Origin of the sequence: Ruminococcus albus AD2013 (assembly GCF_000526775.1) — a bacterium.
GTDB classification, from domain to species: domain Bacteria; phylum Bacillota; class Clostridia; order Oscillospirales; family Ruminococcaceae; genus Hominimerdicola; species Hominimerdicola alba_A.
Map to the genome: position 1 here is coordinate 152,145 of NZ_JAGS01000001.1, position 21,357 is coordinate 173,501.

A 21,357-nucleotide genomic window follows, 5' to 3' on the forward strand; every position below is an offset into this window, starting at 1 on the left:
CACGTTTTGTGAAAATTATTCATGGCACAAAAAAGAGGACAGCGAACTGTCCTCAAAAATGTACTTCTATATTTCATTCCTCAAACTCACTGACCAGCTGAGCTACAGTATTCTTAGCATCACCGTAGATCATAACAGTGTTGTCGTTGGTGAACAGAGGGTTCTCAACACCCGAGAAGCCTGTGCCCTTACCACGCTTGAGAACGAAAACTGTTCTTGCCTCGAATGCGTTGATGATGGGCATTCCGTAAAGAGGAGAGCTCTCGTCATTTATAGCGGAGGGGTTAACAACGTCGTTAGCACCGATAACGATGGCAACGTCAGTGTTGGACATCTGGGGATTCATCTCGTCAGCGGTCTTCAGCTGCTCGTAAGGTACGTTTGCCTCGGCGAGAAGTACGTTCATATGACCCGGCATACGTCCTGCAACGGGGTGGATAGCAAAGTTTACTTCTGCACCGTTTGCTTCAAGCTTGTCGCAGAGTTCCTTAACTGCGTGCTGTGCCTGTGCAACTGCCATACCGTAACCGGGAATGAATACTACACTGCTTGCAGCCTCAAGGATAAGATAAGCGTCCTCAACAGACATTGACTTGGGCTCTTTCTGCTCGCCTGCCGCACCCTTCTTGGCAGCGCCGAAGCTGCTGAAAAGCAGTGCGTACAGAGTTCTGTTCATAGCCTTGCACATGATGAGGGTCAGGATAAGTCCGGATGTACCTACCAGACAACCGGAAACTACCAGCACACTGTTCGAGATGGACAGACCTGCGAATGCAGCTGCAAGTCCCGAGAAAGCGTTCAGCAGTGAGATGATAACAGGCATATCGCCGCCGCCGATTGCTACGACCATTGTGAAGCCCAGGATCAGGTAAGCTGCTGTTACGATGATGATACCGATTGTACCAACACTTGCATCAAGAACTTCTGCGATGCTCAGAGCGTAAATAACAACGCCCACAAGTCCGACTGCTGCCAGCAGACCGTTTATAGCGTTCTTGGCAGGGATAGTTACGTTCTTCTTGAACATCTTGCCGCTCAGCTTGCCCCATGCAACTATGGAGCCTGTGAATGCTATCGCACCTATAGCTACTGTAAGTCCCAGTGCGATGGAAGAGAATGTGTTTATATTCTCGTCGGTCATGTACTGTGTAAGTGCCACCAGTAAGCTTGAAAGACCGCCGAAGCCGTTGAACAGAGCTACCAGCTGAGGCATACCTGTCATTTCAACTTTCTTAGCCCATACAGCACCGATGATGCTTCCCAGTGCTATTGCCGCAACGCCCCAGATATAAGCGTTGCTTGCAGGTCCGTTTGTGAGCGTATCTGTTACCTGTTTCTCGAAAAGCACGGTAACTACTGCTATAAGCATACCTACAGAAGACATAAGGTTGCCCTTACGTGCTGTGTCTGCCTTACCCAGAAGCTTGATGCCTCTTATAAACAGTACAGAGGATACCATATAAAGCACTGTCGTGCAGACGGTGCGGATATTTTCAAAATTCACTTCTTATCCTCCCCTTTTTTCTTGAACATACCAAGCATTCTGTCTGTTACCAGATAGCCGCCGATAACGTTTATAGTTGCCAGAACTATCGCTGCGAATCCGCAGATATTGCTGAGCATACCATCTGTCTGAAGTGCAACTGCTGTAGCAGAAATCGCACCGACTATCGTGATACCGGAAATCGCGTTTGTACCCGACATAAGGGGTGTATGCAGCTGCGAGGGAACTTTCGAGATAAGCTCTACGCCCAGAAATCCTGCGATAACGAACACGAATACCAGCAAAAGAATTTCGCCTGTCGCCATTTTACTTTACCTCCTGATCAATTTAAAGAAAACATTTTCCGATTCATTTGCTTTAAGACTTAGTTATTCTTGAAGCGCTCGTGGATTATCTGTCCGCCCTGTGTGAGCAGGCAGCCGCGCATTATCTCATCTTCGAGGTTAACTACGAGCTCCTTGCTCTCCTTATCATAGAAGTGAGTCAGGAACGCATAGAAGTTACCCGAGAGCATCTTTGATGCATCATAGGGCACCTGTCTTTCCAGCATATCGCCGCACATGATGGTAACGCCGTTTTCGGTAACAACGTCCTCGAAGAGCTTTGAGCCTTCAACGTTACCGCCTGTTGAAACAGCCATATCCACGACCACAGCGCCCTTCTTCATACGGTCAAGAACGTCCTTGCCGATAAGGCGGGGAGCCTTTCTACCGAATACCTTAGCGGTAGTTATAACGATATCGCTTCTTTCGCATACCTTAGCCTGAGCTTCCTGCTGTTTAGCTATCTGCTCGGGGGTAAGTTCCTTAGCGTAGCCCTGATCGGTCTGTCCCATTTCACCCAGGTCTATCTTTACGAAAGATGCTCCCAGGGATTTTACCTGTTCTTCAACAACGGGACGAGTATCGAAAGCGTCAACTCTAGCACCGAGACGCTTAGCTGTTGCGATAGCCTGAAGACCTGCAACGCCGACACCGATGATGAACACTCTTGCGGGCTGGATAGTACCTGAAGGTGTTACCATCATAGGCAGTATCTTAGGCAGTTTAGCAGCTGCGTTAACTACAGCTGTATAACCTGCAAGGGAGGTCTGTGAGGACTGTACATCCATTTTCTGGGCGAGGGTAGTTCTGGGGATCATTTCCAGAGAAACTGCCTGTACGCCTGATTTTGCGAATTCGTTAAGGAGTTCCTTCTCATTGAAGGGATCGAGGTAACTGAGGTGGAGAGCACCGGAGGGTACGCCCTGTATGCTTTCGGGCTTCATTATCCTCAAAATAATTTCGCTGCCCTCGTATCCTGCTTCGTTTGAGGATACAAGAACAGCGCCTGCTTTCTCATATGCCTCGTCATTGAAGCCGCTTTTTTCTCCCGCTCCGCGGGTCACTTTTACTTCGTAGCCCATCGATATGAGCCGCTTGATGTCATCGGGGATCAGCGCTACACGCGTCTCTCTCGGGTCTGTCTCTCGGCAGACTAGTATTTTCTTCATGATAAAACTCCTTTCAATAAATAAAAAACTATTTTCAATATACCATATTTCCCCCGAAATGTAAAGATTATGGTGCGGAAAATTTTTTTAATAAATTGTGTGAGTCAGACGGAAGAGTATCAAGTTATACTGCGCTGTTTTTCGTGATGAAAAACAAGGTATTAATAATGTGTATTTTGGAATGCGGTTTTGGCTAAATTCACAAAAATAATGTGCGGCTATTGTAAAATATGCGGGAGTGTGATATACTGTTAAAGTATATGTGTATGCCTTTGGCAACAGATAAACGGAGGATAGAAAATGAGTTTGAAGCATAGGTCTATATGTTTGATGCTTGCCGCTGCGATGTGTATCTCGATGGGCGGCTGCAGTGATAAAAGTGTCGGTGAGGGCAAGACGAAGATCAGCACTTCCGCAACAAATAAAAAGTCCGATAAAACGGACATAAATGTTCCCGATGAGCCCGACCCCGACGAACTAGGCAAGCAGCTTCAGGGCGTTGGTAAGGAGGTCGACTATTCGGCCCAGCTTGAACAGATAAGTGAGCAGACGGACGCTTTTCTTGATGCGGTGAAAGCGGGCGATATCAACACTTTATGCGATCTTCTTGAACCGTCAAGCGCTTACTATAAGTTTTTTGACCGCCACAGAAAATCGGCACAGCTCAGCAAAATAATGCAGACAGTTTTTGCGGATATGGTGTGGACGCACTGGGCGGAGACCGATATGAACAATAAAAACTGGCTGCAAAACACTTATTCCGAGCATGGACAGTATACCCGCAGCTATGTTTGTGCGGGCATCAAGGAGATGCTTTTTTACGATGAGTATTTTCTTCTGAATTTCAGCAAGGGCGATTCGGTCAATGCTAAGTTCCGCATTGAAAACGAAGAAGACTGCTATTCGTGGCTCACGAAAACTATTGATATGATGCCCCTTTTGAAAAATAACTGGTCATTAAAATGTACACTTCCCGACAATGACGGCAAGGTGCTTTTCAATATCGACGAGGATTTCATTTTCGATTACACGGCGCTGACTTCCCTTGATGAGGTCAAGGACGAAAATATGCCCCAGACCTACGTGAACAATATCGTTACGGCAAGGGGAACTATCGAGGACGAGAACGCGACTTTCGACAACAGTCCCGAACTTCGCGAGAGCGTTGCACAGATGATAAAGGAAAAGCGTTTCGAGGACGCATGGAAAGCGCTGAAAGATCTGGACGATGATGGTTTTTTTGCGGATAAGAAGACTTACAGCGACCTCGATAAGGACGCAAAAAAGCGTGTGAAGAAGTTCCTGGAGGAACACACATATTCCGTGGTATGCGACCATTCTACGCAGGTTTATGACGCTTCAAGGCGCAGACACATCTTCACACAGATATACTACGATGCTATCCCTGCTGAAAATGAGGATGAGATAGCTGACTGGCTGGAGAAAAACAATATAAAAGAGGGCGGAGAGGCTGTATTCTTTGATATAACCAATGATAACAGGCTTGCCACCGCTCTGGGCGGATATTTTGATATAATAGCTAAACTGGGATAATTTTCGGACAGGAGGTCATCGGTATGAAGCTTATGAAAATAAGCAAGGTAAACAGTCTTGTTGTAAATCTTCTGCACAGCGCTTCATATGCGATGGTCTGCGGTTATATAATTATGGTAGCGGTATGGCTGATAAATGGCATGGGTATCTCGCTGATGGAGTGCTTCAACATATGGGTTATTGTGATGGTTTCACTTTTCTGCCTGTTTGGGACTGTTTCAGCGTGGATAGATGTTATGAAGCATATCGAACTTGATGAGCTGGCAAAGCATAGGCTGACCAAGGGGTATGATGACGAATATTTCAGAAAGCTGGCTGAATTTTCCCATGCAACAAACAGCGGCAGCGGAAAGCTTTTTATGGCTTCGATGTACTTGGAAGGCGGACGTTTTGCTGATTGTCGTGCGATGCTGAAAGAACTGGATTTTGCTGAACTCAGCAGCAAAGAACAGGAGGAGTACTTCAACATCTGCCTGTATTCCGCCGTACTTGAGGGAAATACCGAGCTGGCCAATGACATATACCGCAAGGCGCGGCATTACTTTGACCGTGCGGTGATGGGAAAGCACAGCGGGTTCATACTTCATACACTTGGTATGCTCTGCCTGCTGAATGGCAGGACGGAAAATGCTTACAGGCTTTTTCAGTCGGCTATGCGGCAGAATGATGAGGGCCTGCAGTGCGAGTGCTGCATAGGGCTGGGAAAAGTCTATCTGCAAAGCGGTGACAGGGCTTCTGCCAAGGATATGTGCTTTGCGGCGGCTGAACTTGTGGAGACAAGAGCACAGGCAGTGCGCCTGAAAGAGCTGATGATTGAAGTCGAGGAAGCTTACGGCAAGCGTCACACGGCTGATGATACTTTTAAGGAGACTACATAATGCTTACTAAATACGGTCATTTTATAACATTTCTCATTTCAATGGTTCCTATTGTCGAGCTGAGGGGCGCGATACCTTTCGGCGTGATGAAGTGCGAGGTGCCATGGCAGCAGGCGGTAATTATTTCCATGATAGGCAATATGCTGCCTGTACCTTTCATATTCTTTTTCGCGAGAAAGATACTGGAATGGGGCAAGGATAAGCCTGTTATCGGCAAGTTCTTCACATGGTGTCTTGAGAAGGGACATCACGGCGGTGAAAAGCTGAAAGCAAAGGCAGGCGACAAGGGAATGTTCTGGGCACTGCTGCTTTTCGTGGGAATACCTCTCCCGGGTACGGGTGCATGGACCGGTACACTTGCGGCAAGTATGCTGGACCTTGATTTCAAGAAGAGCGTTATCGCTGTAATTTGTGGCGTTCTGCTGGCGGCTGCTATCATAACACTGCTGACTGTTATGGGCTTCAATATGTTTATCACAAAATAGCAGGGTCGAAATACATGAAAAATTGCGTAACAAGATGGTAAAATGACGTTCCTACAAAAATAAAAGATCAGAGGGTGGAAGAAATGGTATACAAAGACAGGGACATCTCTCCCGAAGCAAGAAAATTTTACAGGATGCTGAAAGCCAAGCCCGAACAGTTCCTTGGGTGCGAATGCATAACTTTCCTGCGTACATATATGGACGGCATGGTAACAGCCGACAGACTTTTCAACGGCACTAAGAATATCATAATACCCTACGGTTTCACGGATTTCATTGAGTGGTACTACGGAGATAATACCTGTCAGGACTGCTTTGAATGTGTGCTGAAAGCCGAGGGTGACGAAAAGAAAGCCCTCGATAAGTGGTTCAGCCTGCTGGACGAGTATCTGAAAGGGCTGGGATACGAGCCTATCAGCTAAATAATGCGTGTGATATGATGAAAATATAAAGGGGTAGTATTTATGGAGATTCCAAATGACATCGAGCTTTCGCTGGTGAAAAAATTCAGGCAGGGCATATGGTCGAGATTTCTCAAAGGTATAAAGGATTATCAGCTGATACAGGAGGGCGACAAGATAGCTGTCTGTATCTCCGGCGGCAAGGATTCTATGATGATGGCAGTCTGTATGAAGCGCCTGCAAAGGTATTCAAAGGTGCCTTTCGATGTTGAGTATATCGTCATGGACCCTGGGTATGCTCCCGCAAACAGGCAGAAGATAATCGACAATGCTGCAAAGCTGGAGATACCTATAAAGATATTTGAAACGAAGATATTCGATTCTGTGGTGAACGTTAAGCAGAACCCCTGCTACCTCTGTGCCAGGATGCGTCGCGGATACCTTTATAAAAACGCTCAGGAACTGGGTTGTAATAAGATAGCACTGGGACATCATTTCGATGACGTTATCGAAACGATAGTTATGGGTATGCTCTACGGTTCACAGGTACAGACCATGATGCCCAAGATACACAGCGAGAATTTCGAGGGTATGCAGCTGATACGCCCTTTATATATGGTGCGCGAAGAGGATATCATAAACTGGTGCAAGTATAACGGTCTTTCATTTATACAGTGCGCCTGCCGCTTCACCGAGGAAAGGGAAGTATACGAGGACGGCAGCAGTAATTCCAAGCGGCAGGAAGTCAAGGAACTGCTGAAAAAACTCCGTCAGGTCAGCCCTGCTATAGATAAGAACATTTTCAGAAGCGTTGAAAATGTCAATCTTCAGACCATAATCAGTTATCACATTGGTGATGAGTACCACCATTTCCTTGATGATTACGACAAAGGAAGAAGCGTCCGCGGAACTATCGCGGGAAGCGATGAATAAAAGATATGGATAAGTCCGAAAGTTTAAGTTGCTTTCGGACTTAATTTTTTTGATCAAATTCAGGTAAAATCGTCTTAATTATCTGATGAATTTCAACAAATCTAAAGAATAATTAGCTTTAAAAATAAATTTCTCTTTACATCTCAAGTTTAATGTGATATAATGATTAAAAGTAGATGGAAGAACCTTGATTGAATCATGTAATATGTATAATTAAAGGGAGTGGTGATTGTGTTGTTTTTTGGAAAAAAGAAAAAAGATAAAACCAGACACTCGCCCCAGTATTATGTAGTAAACGACTGGTGCAAAGAACATGAGAATGAGATAGCTGAGATCAGGAATTATATATCTATGGAGGTTGCACAGGGAAAAAGGCTCTCTTCGGCACTTCTGATAGAAGCCTGTCTGGAAAGGTCCATATCAATGCCTTTTCCTTACAAGGATCTGCTGAAATACGGCAGGGTAAGACTATTCTGATAAGAAAATAACGAAAAACGGGAGGTCACATACAACGACCTCCCGTTTTTTTATTGCATAGTTTTTTGAGTGTGCAAGCGTTTATACTTACATTATTTAATGAATATGCCGTGCGCAAGCTGCTTATTGCGCCAGCGTTTTTGCAGCCTTCGGGCTGCCGCGAAGTCATAGTGCAATCACCTCTTTTCTTGATGGGCTGCGGCGGCAGTGGTATCGGCTGCGCCGCGCGTAGTGTTGGCTTACGGTACTTTATGCCGTATACCGTAAGTACATCTAAAGGTTATGTCTGCGGAGCAACAGACGCAGGATCATTTTGCATCGGGTGATCGGTCCGATGTCAGCCGCTGTTATCCGCTTCGTTTCCTTTCACCGACAGTATAGCACGTATCCCGAGGTATTGCAAGGGATAAAGCTGGATTTTAACCGCTTGTTGTCAAACTGGAAGACCTTGTTTTCATTTCGCAAGACTTTTATTAGAATATCATCACAATTTTTCACATTACTATTAGATTTCTGTTCAAAGAGGATAAAATTCAAGCTGAATGGATTTATTTGGATACATATTAATATAATACTGCTTTTTTGATATTGCAATCGGTCATATAAGTTAATTAAATGGTAACATATCAAACACAAAATTTTCATGCGAGGATAGTATAATAGGCTATGGAATTTTGACAGATGTATAAAAATTCGATTAATGTATAAAATTCGTATGTTTGTAAGAATTTTGGATAGATGTATTATTTGAAGGATATTGGCAGGTTTATCGTATGAAAAAGCTTTATATATTCGATCTTGACGGCACGCTGGCGGATTCGCTTTGCGATCTGGCAGATTCGGTAAATATCGTGCTGGAGAGACATGGTTTTCCCACTCATGATACCGAAAAATACAAGTACTTCGTCGGCAACGGCGCAGTGAAACTGATAGAGCGCGTCCTCCCGGAAGATAGGCGCACCCCCGAGGTGATACAGGCTGTTCACGCAGAGTATTCTAAGGTATATGCCGAGAGGATGCTGTGCAAGACCAAGCCCTATGATGGCATAAAAGAATTACTTGCTGAACTGAAAGGGCGTGGCTGTAAGCTGGCTGTGGCTTCAAACAAGCCTGATGACTGTACTGTCAATGTGGTTGAATCGCTCTTCGGAAAGGATATTTTCGACACCATACACGGCAAGCGCGAGGGAGTACCAACCAAGCCCTCACCTGATATAATGTATCAGATAATGGAAGAACTTGGCTTTGAACCCGATGAATGTATACATTCGGGGGATTCAAATGTAGATGTGGCTACAGCCCACAATGCGGGTATAGAATGTATCGGCTGTACGTGGGGATTCCGTACCGAGGAAGAACTGATAACAGCGGGAGCAGACCATATAGTCCGCACACCAAAAGATATACTGAAATACTGAATAGAAAAATGGAGGCAAATTTATGTCCGAGATGAACGATTTTTATAAACAGTTCGTCAATGTAGAGGTTGACGAGAAAGGCACGCTTAAAAAGTTCGAGCTGAATCTGAAAGATGATTTCAACTTTGGTTATGACGTTATCGACGAACTTGCAAGGCGCTATCCCGATAAAAAGATGCTTCACTGGGTAAACGACCACGGCGGTGAGAGGGAATTCACCTATGCAGAGATGAGCAGACTGTCAAACCAGTGCGCCAATATGATGCTGGCTCACGGCGTTAAAAAGGGCGATATGCTGCTGGCAGTGCTGAAAAGACATTACGAGTTCTGGATACTGGCTTACGGTCTTATAAAGATAGGATGCATACTTATCCCTGCGACTTCTCAGCTGATGCCCAAGGACTATGTATACCGTTTCAATGCGGCGGGTGTGAAGTACGTCTGCGCTACTTATTTTGATGAAGTTGCGGATCGTATAGATACAGCCTGCAAAAAGTACGATGGCATAAAGGAGAAATTCATCTGCCGCGGACAGAAAGATGGCTGGACAGATTTTATGGCGGAATTGTCCAAATATCCCGACACTCTTGAAAAGCAGGAAATGTCCAAAAACGACTATATGCTGGCATATTTCAGCTCAGGAACAACAGGTCAGCCAAAGATGGCTATCCATGCTAACGCTTATGCGGCAGGTTCAATAACCACTGCAAAGTACTGGCACCATGTTGATGAAACTTCCATTCACCTGACAGTTTCCGAGTCGGGCTGGGCAAAATGCGCATGGGGCAAGATGTTCGGTCAGCTGATATGCGGAGCTGAAGAATTCATATATGATATGGACAGATTCCACCCCGACAAGATGCTGAAAGTTTTGCAGGACTACAATATAACTTCATTCTGCGCTCCGCCCACTATGTACAGGTTCTTTATAAAGGAAGGTCTGGGCAATTACGACCTTTCGGGCATAAAGTACAGCTGTATCGCAGGTGAGGCACTTAATGCAGAGGTATTCAACCGCTGGAAGGAGTACACTGGTCTGGAACTGATGGAAGGCTTCGGACAGACCGAGAGCGTTGTTATCGTTGCGAATTTCTACGGAATGAAGCCCAAACCCGGTTCCATGGGCAAGCCCTCGCCTCTTTACGATGTTGATATCATCCGCAAGGACGGCACCAGCTGTGATGTTGGTGAAACAGGCGAGATAATCATAAGGGCTGAAAGAGGAAAGCATCCCGCACTCTTCAAGGAGTATTACAACAATCCCGAACTTACCGACAACGCATGGCGCGGCGGCATCTACCATACAGGTGATACTGCTTACCGCGACGAGGACGGATATTTCTGGTATGTTGGAAGAACCGACGACCTTATAAAGGCATCAGGCTACCGTATAGGACCTTTCGAGATAGAGAGCATACTTATGGAACATCCCTCAGTAATGGAAGTTGCTGTTACTGCCGCCGATGACGAGATACGCGGCAAGGTCGTTAAAGCGACTATCGTGCTTGCAAAGGGTTATACTGGTTCTCCCGAACTTGTAAAAGAATTGCAGACTTATGTAAAGAAGTCCACTGCGCCATACAAGTACCCCCGTATCATCGAATTTGTTGATGAACTTCCCAAGACCGACAGCGGTAAGATACGCCGTGTTGAGATAAGGGACAACGACCACAGAAAGTATGAGGAAGCTCATAATAACTGATAAATACTACACGGACAGCGTTTTTTGACGCTGTCCGTTTTTGTATATCCGTCATTTGCTGTTACAGACATTGTAAAATTGATTTGTGTAAAATGACATGAAAATATTGAAAAAGTTCTTGCATTTTGTTGATAAATGTGTTATTATATAATGTATAGTGTGCGGGGTGTTCCGCACAAAGAATACATAAAGAGGGACACATTATGAAACTCATTTCGGTAATATTCATGAACCTTTTGGGTTATGATATACTTATATTTTTTGCGGCTTTTTTTACAGCAGTGGTATATCGCCGTCTGAAGCATTCGGCTGATAAACTGTACAAAAAAATGCACTTGACGGTCTTCGTTCCGGATGGCGGAGCATCACGGCGAGAAGCTGACAAGGACATATCGGGAATTAGAGAGCAGGATATAGTGGCGATGAGGAACCACACGGGCAAGCTGTATTCGCTGTTCGTGAACCTTACGGGAATATTCCCTCTGCTGGGAATACTCGGCACGGTAATTTCCCTGCTGAGTCTTGTTTCGGACAGCACCAATGTTACGGGCAATTTCTACGGCGCACTGACTTCCACATTCTGGGGTCTGGTGTTCGCTATAATATTCAAGTTCCTTGACGGCATAGTTTCCGCTAAGATAGAGGACAACGAAAAGAGCGTTGAACTTTATCTTACAAGAAATTTCCGCAACAGGCAGGAGGACGTTGAGCCCGATCCTGCACCGACACCGAGAAAAGTCAGCACCATAAAGGAAAAGCCCGCGGTGATGGAGGAGTATAAAAGCACTGTTTCACCGAAGAAGAGCCTGAAAATGATGGGCAGTCTTTTCGGTATCACAGATGACGATGAGGATATCCCCGAGTATAAGGAAGAAACGCAGAAAAGCGGGTCGTCAAAAAAGGGCGTAGCTCTGCTGAATGAGCTTTTCGGAATGTCCGAGGGTGATGAAGATGAGGAAAAATAAAGGCATCATCATCGAACTGACCGCGCTTCTTGACGTTATATTCATCATGCTTTTCTGGATGATGATAAACGTGCAGGAAGGAAGTACAAAAGTCCGCGAGGACGCTGACAGCCGTATCGCACAAGCAGAAGCCGAGGTGGTACAGGTCAGGGAAGAAGCCGAAGAAAAGCTGGAAAATATGAGAAAACAGGCTGACAGCGAGATCAAAAAAGCGCAGGATAGGGCTGATAATCTCAACAGGGACGCCGCCGCTAATCAGCGGGCGCTGGAAAATTTCGGCAAAGGGCTGATGCTGACCATAAATTTGAAGTATTCACCCGGGGGTGAGCTTATCGTCACAAACGGCGATACCGAGCTTGCAAGAACTGCTGTGACTTCGGAGAACGATGTTTATTCGGCGATAAGTCAGGCGATGACAAAAGCAGGTATCGTCAGTGATGATGTGGTGCTGTGCGCCTTTGTATACGACGGAAGCCGCGCACTTTTTCGCGATGTTTCGGAGATAAGTGATGCAGTGAACAGGCTTGGTAAAAGCTACAAGAATTTCTACTGCACCTTTATAAATACTGCAAGATAACAGGAGGATAAAACTATGAGCATAGAGAAAGAGGTTGAGAAGATGTACAGAGAAGACGCTGAAAAGCAAAAGAAAAATCAGAAAAAGAAGAAAAGCGGTCGTGCTGCAACTATCATTGTGCTGATACTTATCGTGATACTGGCACTGCTGCTGGCGAAGCTGCTGGGTCTGTTTGACGGAAGCGGATTTGGTTTCGGCGGAAAGGGCAAGGAGACCGAAGACGGCAGCGGTACTCCCGACAGAGCTGTTGTGGTATCTGCAGAGGAAGACGAAAGCTCTGAGGCTGAGGTGAAAAAGGTATATGACAACATCAAGGTATCAGGCAGCACATACCTCTACAAGGGCAGTGAAGTAAGTCTTGAAGACATTAAAGACACATTCTCAATGGAAAAGATGAACAAGGAAGTTGTTGCTCTCATCGAGGATGACAATGCTACCCAGAATACTATGGAAGATCTTACCAATGCACTTACTGAAATGGGCAGAGAGTATACCATAGAGAATGCGACCGGTACGGAATCCGAGACAGAATCCGCGGCTCAGTAATATATGCTGGGACTTACTCTTGAAGGCGGTGCAAGCAGGACGATATACTCCTGCGGCATACTGGACGCACTGCTGGAAAATGATATAATGGCTGATAAGATATTCGGCGTATCGGCAGGCTCGGCTTTCGGCGTGAGCTATGCTTCGCGTCAGCATGGCAGAAATTACAGGCTGGCGACAGAATATATGCCCACCTCCGAGTATATGGGTGTAAAGCACCTCATCGACCCACGCAACAAAAGCTACTATAATCTCGATTATGACTATGATACTATCCCAAACAAGCTTCTGTCTTATGATTATGAAGCCCTCGGCAGATACAAGGGGGAATTCTACGCCGTGGCGACCAATGTTGAAACGGGTAAGGCAGAATATCTGCGGGTGGACGAAAAGGACAGAAAATGGTATAAGCTTCGCGCAAGCTGTGCCATGCCCATGCTTTTCCCCGAGATAGAGATAGACGGCAAAAGGTATCTTGACGGAGGAGTTGCCGACTCCATACCCTATAAAAAGGCGATGGAGATGGGCTGTGATAAGAACATAGTGATACTCACCCGCCCGAGAGATTACCGCAAACATTCCGACAGTATGACAAAACTCTGCGCATTGAGATTTGCAAAATATCCCGCATTTGCCAAAGCTTTGACCACAAGGGCGGAGCGTTATAACAAGTGCGTCGATGAGATAATGGAACTCTCAAAACAGGGCAAGATATTCGTATTCACGCCCAAGACCACCTTCGGCGTTGAACGTATCGAGGGCAATGCCGATAAGCTGAAAAAGCTCTACGAACACGGCTATAAGCACGCTCTGTGGGCGATGGACAAGCTGAAAGCTTATCTTGAGAAGTGACAATAAAGAGCAATACAATGTTTGAAAACTTTGATTTTTCCGATTTCTGGCATGACAGCCAATATGCCCTCGATGAATATGTGGGCGAGACTCCGACGGAGGAGTATATAAAGTCTGTGGAAGATGAACTATAAACTGCCCGATTCATATAAATACCTTATTAAACAGCACAACGGCGGTATGCCCAAAAATACTGCTTTCCGCACGGCTATCCCCACCTCATGGTCGAAAGACCACATCTCCATAGAGGGTATCTACGGCGTTGACAGAAAAAGGGATAACTCCGTATGCGGTGAAACGGGTACGGAATTCTGGATAGATGATTGGGAATATCCAGCAATAGGCGTAGCCATATGCGATACGCCCTCCGCGGGGCATGAGATGGTCTTTCTCGATTACCGCGAATGTGGAACAGACGGTGAACCAAAGGTGGTCTATGTCGAACAGGAAAACGACATGAGGATAGTTCCCCTTGCCGATACCTTTGAGGAATTTATCCGCGGGCTTATCAGCGAAGACGAATTTTACTACGAATAGAGATTCTGTCCCAAAAACAGGACAGCATAGAAGGGGTTAAAAAATGAAATGGAAAACTGCTCTGCTCGCGGCAGGATCATTGTTTGCGGGCTTTAATGCTTTTCTTGGCAACAGACAGCTGGTCGTTGCAAAGGAAGTAGTGTACAGCCGAAAGCTTCCCGATTCCTTTGAGGGCTTGAAAGTCATGCTTTTAGCCGATCTTCATCATAAGAAATTCGGTAAGGATCAGTGTTTTCTGCTTGATTCGGTAAAGGCGGCCTCGCCTGATATCATTATATTTGCAGGCGATCTTTACAGCAAGGACGAATTTGAACTGGACGGGAAAGTAAAGTTCATCAAGGCGCTGAACGAGATAGCGCCCGTATACTACGCCCCGGGCAATCACGAGATGCACCATCCCGACTTATGCGTGGCAATGTTCCACAAGCTGAAAAGCATGGGTATCAACGCCCTGCGCAACGAGATGGCAGTCATATGCCGCGGAAGAGACAGGATAAATATCTACGGTCTTCAGATGCCCCTGAGATACTTCATAAACAAGGACGGTTCATATAAAGACCTGCCAGTGCCCGACCACAATACCATTGCCCGATATCTGGGTCAGTGCGACCCCGATCACTGCGATCTGCTTATAGGGCATAATCCTTTGTTTTTTGAAGCCTACGAAAGGTGGGGCGCTGATATAGTATTCTCTGGACACGTTCACGGAGGTGTTATACGTCTGCCGATAATAGGCGGCCTGCTTTCCCCCGAGCGCAGATTTTTCCCGAAGTACACAAAGGGTCTGTACAGGCTTGGAAAAACTGTCATGGCAGTTACGGCGGGTCTTGGAAAATTCAGGATAAACGACCCCTCCGAGATAATGCTACTGACGCTGACAAACAAAAAGCAGCCCTCCAAGCATATGAAGGGTCATGCGTGGGATATTTAACGAGATATAAACAGCGCGGTGTTTTCTTCCCGGCTAGGTATGGGAAGAAAACCGCCTGTATTTTTAATAAGGAAAGGCGAATGATATGGATAAGACACAGCTTGCCGCGGCTTTTGCGGAATATTTTGACAAGCACACAGATGAGATACTTGCCGACCTCTCGGAGATAATCGGAATAGAGAGTATCGCTGACGAAAACGCCGGGATCAAGCCATTTGGTGAGGGCTCAGCAAAGGCGCTTGCCTGGGGCGAAAACAAAATGAAGTCCCTTGGTATGGCAACGAAGAATTTCGATAACTACGCAATAAGGGGCGATTATAATAACGAGGGCGAACCCGTTCTCGGAATACTCGCGCACCTTGATACCGTACCTGTAAGCAGCAACTGGAGTTATCCTCCATTTGAACTCACACAGAAGGACGGCGTGCTTTACGGCAGAGGAACCATAGATGATAAAGGTCCTGCAAGTGCGGTTTTATGGGCAGTAAAGGCTATACGAGAGATGGATCTGCCCATGAAGAATTTCCGCGTGATATTCGGCGGAAACGAGGAAAACGGCTGCACCGATATGGAGTACTACGAAAGCTGTGAGAAATTTCCGCCCATGGTATTCACTCCCGATGGATCATTCCCTGTGCTGAACTGTGAAAAAGGCATGGTCCACATGACTTTCTCCGCACCCTTTGAAGACAGCGAGATAGTGTCCATAGATGCAGGCATGGCGATAAACGCTATCCCCGACAGATGCGCTGTAGAGTATGCTGACGGAAGAGATTCTCTTACCGTGGGACTTTCAGCACACGGTTCACGCCCCGAAAATGGCGATAATGCTATCACCAAGTTCCTTGCTGACTACGAGGGCACAAATTCTCTCCTGATGGGTCTGAAAAAGCTGTTCCCCCACGGTGAATTCGACGGAAAGACCTGTGGACTTGGCTTTGAAGACAGTGTGTCGGGCAAGATGACCTGTGCTTTGACAGTTCTTAAAACAAAGGACGGCAGACTTAACGGCGGTATCGATATCCGCTTCCCCATAGACCGTACCTACGCCGAGATAAGCGGAATCATCAAGGACGCAGTAAGCGGTATCGGCTTTGTTATCGATACCTGCGAGGGCATGGAACCCCATTACGTTGATGAAAACAGCGATTTCGTTCAGGCACTGCTGAGGGTCTACGAAAGGGTGAAGGGCGAAAAAGGCGAATGCATCGCCGAGGGCGGCATTACCTACGTCCACAACACCCCCGGGGCTGTTGCTTTCGGCGCTGAATTCCCCTGGGAGAACAACAATATGCACGGCGATGACGAGCATATCTCCATGGAAACATTCAAGCTGAACCTTAATATGTACGCAAATGCTATCGCCGAGATATGCATGAAAGACTAAAATAACGAGCCGCAGAGGTCATATCCTCTGCGGCATTTTTGTGTGTATTTCATACAAAGGAACACCTCTGTCATCAGGCAAACAAATGATTTTATTTTTAACTCAGACATATTTCTGCAAAAGTTGTACAAAAACGTACAACTTTTTTGCATTTTTACCTGATAGTGAAAGATGTTTTTTCTGAGACATCTTAAAGAATAAATATGACAAAGATAAATGAGGTAATACCATGAAAGAACTATATGAGTTAATGAAAGCAAAGATGTCGGACAGAGAATTTACCGCATCAGATAGCGATACCTGTGACTCCACTAAAGAAAACAGCCCGAAGTCGCAAGCAACGGGCCGTGGGTATCATTCCGTTAAAGCGATGTTCCTGCCTATCTCCAGAGCAATGAACTCGCCGTTTTCAAATATATCATCAGTCAGCTCACACATCAGCAGTCCGTACAGTCTGCTGCCGCATACCACAGGGAAAGATACAAATCCGTTGCATCTCATCGTCAGCTTGTTGAACCCGAAGATGTCCTCGACCCTGAACCTCTGCCTTTCCTCGGGCATAAGGTACAATTCTCCCATGTGCATCATGCATTTGAGCATTATATTTTTGGGGAATACCGCTTCTTTCCCCTGCTTATGTATCACGGGTCTTTCAAATATGAAAAGCAGTGCATTGTCAAGCCCAAGCTTGTTAAAATTGCGGTACAGACTTCGTGAGTCCGTGCTTTCCATACCCGATATTATGTATTCCTTAATATGCTGGTGCGTAAGGCTGGTCTTGCGTTCATTGCTTATCAGCTTTTTAGACTGGTTCACCAGTGCCTGGTCTTTCATACGTGAGAACAGCCTGTTTATGGATACTGTTGCCGCCAACGAATGTGCAGTCCTGTTAAGGCTTACCTGTAACTTCTCGATACTTGAGGTGAGTTTGATGGGGTCGGTATACTGCATCGCACCCTTTTCAAAGAACTTGTCTATCATCATATTCAGCCTGCCGAAAGTCTCGACACTCATATATGAATGTTTGCAGGCTGAAAGCATCTGTGACATGAACTCATAGAACAGCCTTCTGAGATCGATCTTCTCCCTGTCGATGGATTCAAGGCGATATCTGTAAAATCCGTCGTTGAACATTTTGTATATGAAGGATTCATCTCCGTTTGAAAGCTCTATCGGGTTGTAATCATACATCTCATAAGGCAGTGAAGCTCTTCCGTAAAGCCTTGTATCAACGGTATCAGAACTTACCTCATCCCCGTTTATCATAGCGAGCAGCAGTTCCAGCGCCCTGTGTCCCAGTGATGAATCATCAGCACCGATAGATGAAAGGGGAGGGTCTAAGTCACCGGACATACGTGTGTTGTCAAAGCCGAATACCATCACATCGGTTCCTATGACCTTTCCGCGGGCTTTCAGCGCAGTGTACAGACCCGTTGCCACTGCATCGTTTATGCAGAATATCGCTTCTGCACCGGGGTTGCGGTCAAGCAGCCTTTCGGCAGCCGCAACGGAATCATCTGTCATATCCGTATTTTCAAACTGTTCCTCTGTGTAACTCAGTTTGTAATCATTCAGGCATTTTATGAATATCTCTTTTCTGGCGCGGGCATCCTTGTTGTCATCTCTGCCGCCAAGCATACATATTTTGGTAAGACCTTCGATATTTGCAATGAATTCGATAGCTTCACGTATGCCGCTCTCGTTGTTGTAATTCACCGTGATCTCGTCTTTAAGGTCGGAAGCTACCAGCACTTTCGGAATACCTTTAAGTCTTTCAAGAAGTCCGTCAGCTTCGCCGGCATCCCTCTTGTCCTGTTCGTTGAAACTGCCGAGGTGTATAATGAAACCGTCGATAGTGCATATCTCGCTGAATCTGAATATTTCGTTATATACTTTTCTGTATCTGTGTATATAGTCGTCTTCAATGCCGTAATCGTACTTTACGGGCAGTACCACCAGCCTTATATGCTTGTTTTCTGAAATAGCATTGGAAACGTTTTTTACCAGTTCTTTTGAAAAATCACTGTTGATCTCTTCAAGTATCATACAGATGACTTTTTCGGTTTTTCTGACATTTTCCATCAGTTCACCCCTGTCATATCTCGGGACAAGGCTTCGAGAACAGATATCCCTGAGAATAATCTATGCCATAGCTCATCAGAAGGTCTTGTATCTCCTGATTTTCAACAAATTCCGCTATTATCCGCATCTTATGTGTGCTGAGCTTCTTCCAGCCTGCTATCAGCGCTATCAGATTTGCACACTGTTCGTCCTGTATGCAGTTGCGTACGATAGAACCGTCTATCTTCAGATAATCCGAATGTATGCTTGCAATATGTTTCAGGCTTGAGAAACCGCTGCCGAAATCATCAATTGATATCTGCCCGCCAAGGTCATGTATCTTGTCAACAAAAGCCACAAGCATATCGTAATCGTCGATATCCTCGTTTTCAAGTATCTCGAAAACGAAATTCTCCGGGTGTTTCACCGTGGCAAGAAAATCATAGATATATTCAACTATCTCGCGGTTCTTTATATCTCTCATTCCTATGTTTATGCTGACGCTTTTATCGGTGATATCCTTGAATCTCTCAAATACCTTGGATATCATGCGCATTGAGAGGGAATCATAAAGCAATCCGTAAGACCTTGCAACCCCAAGGAAACTTGCGGGGTAATATATTTTCCCGTTCTCGTCCTCCAGCCTCATCAGTGATTCATAGTGGTGTATAGTATTGGTGGTGTTATCATGTATCCCCTGAAAATAAGGTATCACCTTGTCGTGATTTATGGCGTAGTTTATCACATTCACCATATGATACCGCTCGCGAATGCTCTCCTCATCGGGTATATCGGAATTTGCATTCCTTACGCAGAACTGTATGTTCTTGCTAGACATCGTGATCCTTGCAGAATGTACAGCCTGCTCAATATTCTCTACAGTACAGCCGTCAAGTACGCTGAAAAGCGGAACTATGGCGATATAGTCCTCAGATGTTTCAAAAAGATCTCTCTGCAGTATCTCCATATCGCTGACAAATTCCGAAAGTGCGTACATATATGACGGCGCACCGATGGCGATGTTCCAGTCCTTGATATGGTAGACCTTATAGCCCTTCTGCTTGGCAAAACTCATGCACTTGGTGATATAGTTCTTATAGGTCAGGTCTATTATCGCCTTCGGGAACACAGTGCTCATAGCGTATGTCTCAAATACATTTATAATGCATATGCGGTCGAAACCGTTGAGTTTTATATCCATGCTCAGAGCAGCAGCATTCGGAAGTTCTTCTGTATCCGAATACAGCAGCTTCAGCTCGCAGTCCTGTACAAAAGCTTTCAGGCTGTCCGCCGCGGAGAAAGCTTCATTTGCGTTCAGTTTGTTTTCTATATCGTAAAGATAGTTCAGCAGCTTTCTGTTATCAGCCACTAATGAATCCGTATGTGAGAAAGCATAGGAATTATACTCCTGTGTGGCTGGAGCTTCGCCTATTACCGAAACCACAAAGGAGCAGTTTGCAAAAGTGTTTCTGCCGCTCACATTGGCTATCTCACCCTCGGTTATACATCCGCATATATTTGAGTTCTCATATGCCGAAAGTTCCCACTTTACGCAGTTTGAGTATATCATCGATCGTGCTATGCAGGAGTATCCGAACAGTGTCTCCGCCTTTTCAAAATTCTCTATCCTTCTGAAAAGCGAACGGTTATCCGCAATGACCTTGCGGTCGTATATAAACGCACGCCTCAGCTTTTTGCCCACAGTGACATTGTGGTTGGCGCATATCCGTTCCCGCTTTTCGTCATAATCCCTTTCGGGGCGCAAAGACTGAAATTCCTTTATAACAGGTTCGTTCTTGTCAAAAAGATCGTTCAGTGACTGATTTTCCGAAAAACGAACGAATATGGGTATATCGCTTACATCTGAATATACGTAAGGGAAAAGATTTGTCAGCTCGGGTCTGTCAGTCAGTTCGTCACCTATGCCAAGACGGTACTCCTTTGCCGCATCTTTGCCGTCCAATGAAAGTATGCAGGAACAGAAAGTATCGGTTATCTCCCGTTCCTCACCCAGTGCCTGAACACCTGTTGCATAGGAACTGAAACTTTCTACCGCCTTGCCGCTTATAGCCGCAACGATGATAGCCCTGTTTGACCAGCCTTTCTCATTGAAAACAAAGCCCGAATCAAGGAACTTTTTCAGGCTCACCTCGGAAGTATTGGCAAGCCCGCCTATCATCTGCACCCCGGGGAAGAAGGTATTGCTCTTTTCAACAAAGTTATATACGCCCAGATACTTTCTTGTCAGGAAAGTCAGCATCAGCTTCGTATCATCAGTTATAACAGCGTCCTTTACAGACTTGCAGAGCTTGTCGCTGGTCACAGGCAGTCCATTCTCCTCAAAGGTAGGAAGCATGGCTGTCCTTACGGTGCCTTTCGACATCTGTGTGACAGAGATTATGCACTGGTTCTGTATAAGTTTGCCCCAGCATATCGTGGCAGATGTACTAGTGCCGAATATATGTGCTTCGGGTATCAGCTGTGATATGTAACGAGCAAGCTCCACCGCTTCATCCTCAAGATGTATGGCAGTATGTATCCTTATAAGTATATCTCCGTTTTTAGGATCCAGCTTCAGCTGCTGGAACGTATCTGCAAGACGCGCCTTTGAAGCATACCTGAAATTCCATGTAAACATAAAAATTTCCCCTTGTTAT

Annotated in this window: 20 protein-coding genes; 15 read left to right on the top strand and 5 right to left on the bottom strand. The window is 45.7% G+C overall.

The annotated features are described in order from the left end of the window. Positions 1-73: 73 nt before the first annotated feature. The 3 genes from N773_RS0100755 to N773_RS0100765 are packed head-to-tail and all read right to left on the bottom strand — an operon-like array spanning position 74 to position 2,996. Complete coding sequence (locus N773_RS0100755; protein ID WP_024855975.1) at positions 74-1,504, bottom strand: NAD(P)(+) transhydrogenase (Re/Si-specific) subunit beta; 1,431 nt, start codon at positions 1,502-1,504, stop codon at positions 74-76. Next, positions 1,501-1,809 (bottom strand): NAD(P) transhydrogenase subunit alpha, encoded by a 309-nt coding sequence (locus N773_RS0100760; RefSeq protein WP_024855976.1) that lies wholly within the window; start codon positions 1,807-1,809, stop codon positions 1,501-1,503. Before N773_RS0100760 ends, N773_RS0100755 begins: the two co-directional genes overlap by 4 nt. A gap of 59 nt (positions 1,810-1,868) precedes the next feature. Continuing rightward, complete coding sequence (locus N773_RS0100765) at positions 1,869-2,996, bottom strand: NAD(P) transhydrogenase subunit alpha (protein WP_024855977.1); 1,128 nt, start codon at positions 2,994-2,996, stop codon at positions 1,869-1,871. 300 nt (positions 2,997-3,296) lie between these two features. Here N773_RS0100765 and N773_RS0100770 point away from each other — a divergent pair, with 300 nt between their 5' ends. The 15 genes from N773_RS0100770 (at position 3,297) to N773_RS0100840 (ending at position 16,639) form a co-directional block, all read left to right on the top strand. Then, the gene (locus N773_RS0100770; protein ID WP_024855978.1) at positions 3,297-4,550 is read left to right on the top strand and encodes a hypothetical protein; all 1,254 of its coding nucleotides are present in this window, start codon (positions 3,297-3,299) and stop codon (positions 4,548-4,550) included. A gap of 23 nt (positions 4,551-4,573) precedes the next feature. Beyond that, positions 4,574-5,428 (top strand): tetratricopeptide repeat protein, encoded by an 855-nt coding sequence (locus N773_RS0100775; protein WP_024855979.1) that lies wholly within the window; start codon positions 4,574-4,576, stop codon positions 5,426-5,428. Next, positions 5,428-5,913, top strand: coding sequence for a COG2426 family protein (locus N773_RS0100780; RefSeq protein WP_024855980.1), 486 nt, complete (start codon positions 5,428-5,430; stop codon positions 5,911-5,913). Before N773_RS0100775 ends, N773_RS0100780 begins: the two co-directional genes overlap by 1 nt. An 83-nt stretch (positions 5,914-5,996) precedes the next feature. Beyond that, entirely contained in the window at positions 5,997-6,335 is a 339-nt protein-coding gene (locus N773_RS19470; RefSeq protein WP_037286842.1) for a hypothetical protein, read from the top strand. Positions 6,336-6,377: 42 nt separating this feature from the next. Beyond that, positions 6,378-7,247 (top strand): tRNA lysidine(34) synthetase, encoded by an 870-nt coding sequence (locus tag N773_RS0100790; protein WP_024855981.1) that lies wholly within the window; start codon positions 6,378-6,380, stop codon positions 7,245-7,247. A 231-nt stretch (positions 7,248-7,478) separates the two neighbouring features. Further along, on the top strand, positions 7,479-7,724 hold the full coding sequence (locus N773_RS0100795) for a hypothetical protein (protein WP_024855982.1): 246 nt from the start codon (positions 7,479-7,481) through the stop codon (positions 7,722-7,724). A 773-nt stretch (positions 7,725-8,497) separates the two neighbouring features. Next, complete coding sequence (locus N773_RS0100800) at positions 8,498-9,142, top strand: HAD family hydrolase (RefSeq protein WP_024855983.1); 645 nt, start codon at positions 8,498-8,500, stop codon at positions 9,140-9,142. A 22-nt stretch (positions 9,143-9,164) separates the two neighbouring features. Beyond that, entirely contained in the window at positions 9,165-10,844 is a 1,680-nt protein-coding gene (locus tag N773_RS0100805) for an AMP-binding protein (RefSeq protein ID WP_024855984.1), read from the top strand. 203 nt (positions 10,845-11,047) lie between these two features. After that, positions 11,048-11,809 (top strand): MotA/TolQ/ExbB proton channel family protein, encoded by a 762-nt coding sequence (locus tag N773_RS0100810; RefSeq protein ID WP_024855985.1) that lies wholly within the window; start codon positions 11,048-11,050, stop codon positions 11,807-11,809. After that, positions 11,790-12,386 carry a hypothetical protein gene (locus N773_RS0100815; RefSeq protein ID WP_024855986.1) on the top strand — a complete coding sequence of 199 codons (597 nt, stop codon included), beginning with the start codon at positions 11,790-11,792 and terminating at the stop codon, positions 12,384-12,386. Before N773_RS0100810 ends, N773_RS0100815 begins: the two co-directional genes overlap by 20 nt. Positions 12,387-12,401: 15 nt before the next feature. Next, complete coding sequence (locus N773_RS0100820) at positions 12,402-12,932, top strand: hypothetical protein (RefSeq protein WP_024855987.1); 531 nt, start codon at positions 12,402-12,404, stop codon at positions 12,930-12,932. A gap of 3 nt (positions 12,933-12,935) precedes the next feature. Continuing rightward, on the top strand, positions 12,936-13,784 hold the full coding sequence (locus tag N773_RS0100825; protein WP_024855988.1) for a patatin-like phospholipase family protein: 849 nt from the start codon (positions 12,936-12,938) through the stop codon (positions 13,782-13,784). 123 nt (positions 13,785-13,907) lie between these two features. Continuing rightward, a complete protein-coding gene (locus tag N773_RS19475; protein ID WP_347495388.1) occupies positions 13,908-14,321 on the top strand; it encodes an SMI1/KNR4 family protein in 414 nt (137 codons plus the stop codon). A gap of 43 nt (positions 14,322-14,364) precedes the next feature. After that, the gene (locus tag N773_RS0100835) at positions 14,365-15,252 is read left to right on the top strand and encodes a metallophosphoesterase (protein WP_024855989.1); all 888 of its coding nucleotides are present in this window, start codon (positions 14,365-14,367) and stop codon (positions 15,250-15,252) included. Positions 15,253-15,337: 85 nt separating this feature from the next. Continuing rightward, on the top strand, positions 15,338-16,639 hold the full coding sequence (locus N773_RS0100840) for a M20/M25/M40 family metallo-hydrolase (protein ID WP_024855990.1): 1,302 nt from the start codon (positions 15,338-15,340) through the stop codon (positions 16,637-16,639). Positions 16,640-16,993: 354 nt separating this feature from the next. Here the strand turns inward: N773_RS0100840 and N773_RS0100845 are convergent, their stop codons facing one another. After that, entirely contained in the window at positions 16,994-18,721 is a 1,728-nt protein-coding gene (locus N773_RS0100845; protein ID WP_024855991.1) for a LacI family DNA-binding transcriptional regulator, read from the bottom strand. Between the two features lie 13 nt (positions 18,722-18,734). Then, complete coding sequence (locus N773_RS0100850; protein ID WP_024855992.1) at positions 18,735-21,338, bottom strand: EAL domain-containing protein; 2,604 nt, start codon at positions 21,336-21,338, stop codon at positions 18,735-18,737. Positions 21,339-21,357: the final 19 nt, after the last annotated feature.

Coding starts and splice junctions, on each gene's coding strand:
- N773_RS0100760 (WP_024855976.1), bottom strand. CDS start 1,809: ATGGCGACAGGCGAAATTCTTTTGCTGGTATTCGTGTTCGTTATCGCA.
- N773_RS0100765 (WP_024855977.1), bottom strand. CDS start 2,996: ATGAAGAAAATACTAGTCTGCCGAGAGACAGACCCGAGAGAGACGCGT.
- N773_RS0100770 (WP_024855978.1), top strand. CDS start 3,297: ATGAGTTTGAAGCATAGGTCTATATGTTTGATGCTTGCCGCTGCGATG.
- N773_RS0100775 (WP_024855979.1), top strand. CDS start 4,574: ATGAAGCTTATGAAAATAAGCAAGGTAAACAGTCTTGTTGTAAATCTT.
- N773_RS0100780 (WP_024855980.1), top strand. CDS start 5,428: ATGCTTACTAAATACGGTCATTTTATAACATTTCTCATTTCAATGGTT.
- N773_RS19470 (WP_037286842.1), top strand. CDS start 5,997: ATGGTATACAAAGACAGGGACATCTCTCCCGAAGCAAGAAAATTTTAC.
- N773_RS0100790 (WP_024855981.1), top strand. CDS start 6,378: ATGGAGATTCCAAATGACATCGAGCTTTCGCTGGTGAAAAAATTCAGG.
- N773_RS0100800 (WP_024855983.1), top strand. CDS start 8,498: ATGAAAAAGCTTTATATATTCGATCTTGACGGCACGCTGGCGGATTCG.
- N773_RS0100805 (WP_024855984.1), top strand. CDS start 9,165: ATGTCCGAGATGAACGATTTTTATAAACAGTTCGTCAATGTAGAGGTT.
- N773_RS0100810 (WP_024855985.1), top strand. CDS start 11,048: ATGAAACTCATTTCGGTAATATTCATGAACCTTTTGGGTTATGATATA.
- N773_RS0100815 (WP_024855986.1), top strand. CDS start 11,790: ATGAAGATGAGGAAAAATAAAGGCATCATCATCGAACTGACCGCGCTT.
- N773_RS0100820 (WP_024855987.1), top strand. CDS start 12,402: ATGAGCATAGAGAAAGAGGTTGAGAAGATGTACAGAGAAGACGCTGAA.
- N773_RS0100825 (WP_024855988.1), top strand. CDS start 12,936: ATGCTGGGACTTACTCTTGAAGGCGGTGCAAGCAGGACGATATACTCC.
- N773_RS19475 (WP_347495388.1), top strand. CDS start 13,908: ATGAACTATAAACTGCCCGATTCATATAAATACCTTATTAAACAGCAC.
- N773_RS0100835 (WP_024855989.1), top strand. CDS start 14,365: ATGAAATGGAAAACTGCTCTGCTCGCGGCAGGATCATTGTTTGCGGGC.
- N773_RS0100840 (WP_024855990.1), top strand. CDS start 15,338: ATGGATAAGACACAGCTTGCCGCGGCTTTTGCGGAATATTTTGACAAG.
- N773_RS0100845 (WP_024855991.1), bottom strand. CDS start 18,721: ATGGAAAATGTCAGAAAAACCGAAAAAGTCATCTGTATGATACTTGAA.
- N773_RS0100850 (WP_024855992.1), bottom strand. CDS start 21,338: ATGTTTACATGGAATTTCAGGTATGCTTCAAAGGCGCGTCTTGCAGAT.